At 67.9% G+C, this 3,840-nt stretch carries 4 protein-coding genes and 1 pseudogene; all 5 read right to left on the bottom strand.

The features are described from left to right. Positions 1 to 215, bottom strand: a pseudogene (locus D8Y23_RS16240) (DNA topoisomerase IV subunit B); the annotation flags it as partial. Between the two features lie 119 nt (positions 216 to 334). Further along, positions 335 to 823: a DUF721 domain-containing protein gene (locus tag D8Y23_RS16235; RefSeq protein ID WP_164878285.1), complete on the bottom strand. Its 489-nt coding sequence runs from the start codon at positions 821 to 823 to the stop codon at positions 335 to 337. Continuing rightward, positions 816 to 1,967: a DNA replication/repair protein RecF gene (gene recF, locus D8Y23_RS16230; RefSeq protein WP_128219069.1), complete on the bottom strand. Its 1,152-nt coding sequence runs from the start codon at positions 1,965 to 1,967 to the stop codon at positions 816 to 818. Before recF ends, D8Y23_RS16235 begins: the two co-directional genes overlap by 8 nt. A gap of 48 nt (positions 1,968 to 2,015) precedes the next feature. Next, positions 2,016 to 3,167, bottom strand: coding sequence for a DNA polymerase III subunit beta (gene dnaN, locus D8Y23_RS16225; RefSeq protein WP_128219068.1), 1,152 nt, complete (start codon positions 3,165 to 3,167; stop codon positions 2,016 to 2,018). 450 nt (positions 3,168 to 3,617) lie between these two features. Next, positions 3,618 to 3,840 (bottom strand): helix-turn-helix domain-containing protein (locus tag D8Y23_RS16220; RefSeq protein WP_275087521.1); only part of this gene is annotated, 223 nt, incomplete at its 5' end.

Genomic DNA, 3,840 nt, shown 5'->3' with positions numbered 1-3,840 from the left:
CCGGCGAGGGCCTCGTCGACGGAGTTGTCGACGATCTCCTGCACAAGGTGGTGGAGGCCCCGCTCACCGGTCGACCCGATGTACATGCCGGGACGCTTGCGAACGGCCTCGAGACCTTCGAGCACCTGGATGGCGTCTGCCCCGTACTCGTTGGGAACCTTCGCGGTCGTCTTCTCGGGTTCCTCGGAAACGCTGTCGGGGTTTTCGGACGTCATGACTTCGCGAGCTCCAGATCGATTCGTCGGAACCTCCATCTTACCGCGCGAGGGCTCTCGAATCGGTGTGTACGCCCCTAGGAGGGGAGAAATCGACACGAACCAACCCCGACCATGGCCTAGCCGTAGGTATCGCGCGGGCCACGGCCTGGAACGGCTCTCGTCCCCCATCTCCACGAGGGGACGTCCGGCCCGATGAAGCGGATCGATTCGACCCCCGCCTCGGGGAAGCGTCGGATGATCTCCGAAAGGATGTGCGCACGCATCAGTTGCAGCTGCTTCGCCCACGCGGTGGAGTCCGCCTGCACCGTCAACACGCCGGCATCCATCGCCACCGGACGCGTGTGCGCGGCGGTGTCGGCGCCCGCGACGTCGTCCCACGTTCGGACCAGGTCTTCGCGTGCGAGCTGCGGCTCCCACCCGGCCGACTTCGTCAGGGTCGAGAGCACGTCGCCGAGTCCGCGCGGATCGCGGCCGGGGGTGAACGGGGCGTTCTCGCCGTCGTCCGTCCGCCGACGGCGCTTCCTCTTGCGGTACGGCGAAGGCTCGAGCCCCCGCAACCGGAGGTAGGTGGCGAGAGTCTCAGGGAGGTCCGGCTCGTCACTCATCGGCATCCTCGACCCGACCGGCCTCGACCCGGACGACGTGGGCGCGCAGCCCATCCGGAACGTCCTCCTCCACGGCGGAGGTCACGATGACCTGCTCGTATCCGGCGACCAGATCGGCGAGGCGCGTCCGCCGACCGGCGTCGAGCTCGGCGAACACGTCGTCGAGGATCAGCACCGGGTCGCCGAGGCGCGACTCGGCGCGCAGGAGTTCGGCGGATGCCAGGCGCAGAGCGAGCGCGACCGACCAGGATTCGCCGTGCGAGGCGTACCCCTTCACCGGCAGACCGCGCACCTCGAGCACGAGGTCGTCGCGGTGGGGGCCGACGAGGGTCAGGCCGCGCTCGAGCTCGGCGCTGCGCCGAGCCGCGAGCGCCGCACGGAACTGCTCGGCGAGCGAGCCCGCGGCACCCGTTTCGGCCGTGGCCTCGCCCTCTTCCGGGTCTCCGCCGACCACCGACAGCGCCCAGCGGAGACGCGGATCGTGGTCGGCGCCGGCGATCGCGCTGTAGGCCTCGGCGACGGGAGTCGAGAGATCGGATGCGAGCGCCAGGCGCGCCTCGATCACTTCGGTGCCGAGGGCGACGAGCTTGTCGTCCCAGACGTCGAGCGTGCTCAGCGCATCGCCGCGGACTCCGCGCGCGCGGGCCGACTTGAGCAGCGCCGTCCGCTGCCGGAGGACACGGTCGTAGTCGCCGAGGACTCCGGCCAGCCGCGGCGAGCGCTGCACGATCAGCTGATCCGCGAACCGCCGCCGAGCCGAGGGGTCGCCGCGGACGATCTGAAGATCCTCGGGGGCGAATAGCACCACCTGTGCGTAGCGCGGGAGTTCGGCAGTCCGGACGTTGACGCCGTTGACCCGCGCCTTGTTCGAGCCCTGACGGTTGAGTTGCAGTTCGAGCAGGACGCTGCGGTCGCCGTGAGCGAGACGCGCGCGGACGATCGCGGCATCCGCCCCATCCCGCACCATCGGAGCGTCGCTGGAAACCCGGTGGGAACCCAGGGTGGCGAGGTAGGCGACCGCTTCGACAAGGTTGGTCTTTCCCTGGCCGTTGCGGCCGACGAAGAGGTTCGCCCCCGCCGAGAGCACCACGTCGGCGGCCGCATAATTGCGGAAATCCGTCAGTACGAGCTGCTCCACGATCACCGGGTCAGACTACCCGCCGGCCCCGACATGCGCCGGGTCGCGGCCCGCTCAGCGCAGCAGCAGGTTGGGCTGCAGCAGGTACTTGAACGAGCCTTCGCCACCCTTGTCGACCGAGGTCTGGGGGGTGATCAGCACCGGGCTGAGCTTGTTCGCGTTGTCGCTCGAAGTGAACGTGATCCGTGCGAACTCGCTGCGGACGGCGCCGAGCGACTCGAGGAGGTACTGCGGATTCAGGCCCAGGGTGACCTCGTCGCCGACGAGCGTCGCGTCGACGGACTCCGTCGCGCGGGCCTGCTCGGTGCCGGAGGCGTCCATCGACACCCCGTCGGGTCCGAACGTGAACCGCAGCGGCGCGGAGCGGTCGAGGACCAGGGCCACACGGCGCACGGCCTCGGCCAGCTCGGCGGTGTTGACGACGCTGTGGTGCTCGGTCTGCGCGGGGAAGAGACGGCGCACAGGCGGGAAGTTGCCCTTGATGAGCAGCGAGGTCACGGTCTTGTTGCCCGACGAGAACGCGATGATCTCGCGGTCGCCCGAACCTGAGAAGGCGATCGAGATGTCGCCGCCGTGCGCGAAGGTCTTACCGACTTCCTGCAGGGTGCGGGCGGGCACGAGAGCGGCGGTGGGCTCGTCGGATGCCGCAGCGCCCCCGTCCCACGGGATCTCGCGCAGCGCGACGCGGTAGCGGTCGGTGGCGACGAGGCTGAGCTGGGTGCCGGTCACCTCGAGCTGCACGCCGGTGAGGACGGGCGTGACGTCGTCACGCGACGCGGCGAAGGCCACCTGGGCGATCGCGGTCGCGAAATCGTCAGCGGGGACGAGACCGGACTCACCGGTGACCTCGGGGATCGCCGGGTACTCCTGGACGGGCATGGATGCCAGCGTGAAGCGCGCCGAGCCGCAGGTGAGCAGGATGCCGCCGTCGTCGTCGACCGCGATCTGGATGGGGGCGTTGGGGAGCCGGCTCGCGATGTCGGAGAGCAGACGGCCGTGGACGAGGATCGTGCCCGGCTCGTCGACGGTCGCCTCGATAGTCGTGCGCGCGGATGCCTCGTAGTCGAACGCGGCGAGCGTGAGACCCTGCTCGCTCGCTTCGATGAGGACACCGGCCAGGATGGGCTGAGGGTTGCGCTGCGGCAGGAGCTTGACCACGAACGAAACGGCTTCGCTGAAGACATCGCGATTGACGTGAAACTTCACGGGCGCTCCCTTGACGGCGGTATGGCTTACCCATGCTAGTGCCCGTGTGCGTCGCGACACGTCGACCCGCGATTGCACGGCAAGGTCATCGAACCTCTGTTAACTCATCAATGGATTCTTCATCTTGTTAACAGCTGTGGAGAGTGTGGATAACTCGGTCGATCCCTGTTAACAGCAGGGAACTACACAGCTGTGACCTGTGGACGCGGTGCGGAGAGCCTGGGCAGTTAACAGGACGGGCTCGTTCGGCGTTCGATCGCTCCTCCACAGGTGTCCGCGTGTCGTTCACATCTCCTCCGCAGAGATTCGGAGTTATCCACAGGTTTTCCACACTGTGTAGAACCGAGTGAGAACAATCCCGTGGGAGGCCGCGAGAGCGGCATCCAGGCCCGAGAACGACGAAGGGGTTCGTCCGAGAAAACGGACGAACCCCTGGCCTGACGCGAGCGCTCAGCGCATACGGCCGAGCTGCGTCGTGATCTCGGAGACCTGGTTGTAGATGGACCGGCGCTCCTTCATCAGGTCGCTGATCTTCTTATAGGCGTACATCACCGTCGTGTGGTCGCGGTTGCCGAACAGCTGCCCGATCTTCGGCAGCGACAGACTCGTCCGCTCGCGGCACAGGTACATCGCGATCTGACGGGCAGTGGCCACGGCCTGCGATCGGCTCGAG

The sequence above is a fragment of the Microbacterium enclense genome (assembly GCF_004022425.1).
GTDB classification, from domain to species: Bacteria; Actinomycetota; Actinomycetes; order Actinomycetales; family Microbacteriaceae; genus Microbacterium; species Microbacterium enclense_A.
Note: the sequence above shows the minus strand (reverse complement) of the source record. Positions and strands in the feature narration are given on the sequence as shown.

Coding starts and splice junctions, on each gene's coding strand:
- D8Y23_RS16235 (WP_164878285.1), bottom strand. CDS start 823: ATGAGTGACGAGCCGGACCTCCCTGAGACTCTCGCCACCTACCTCCGG.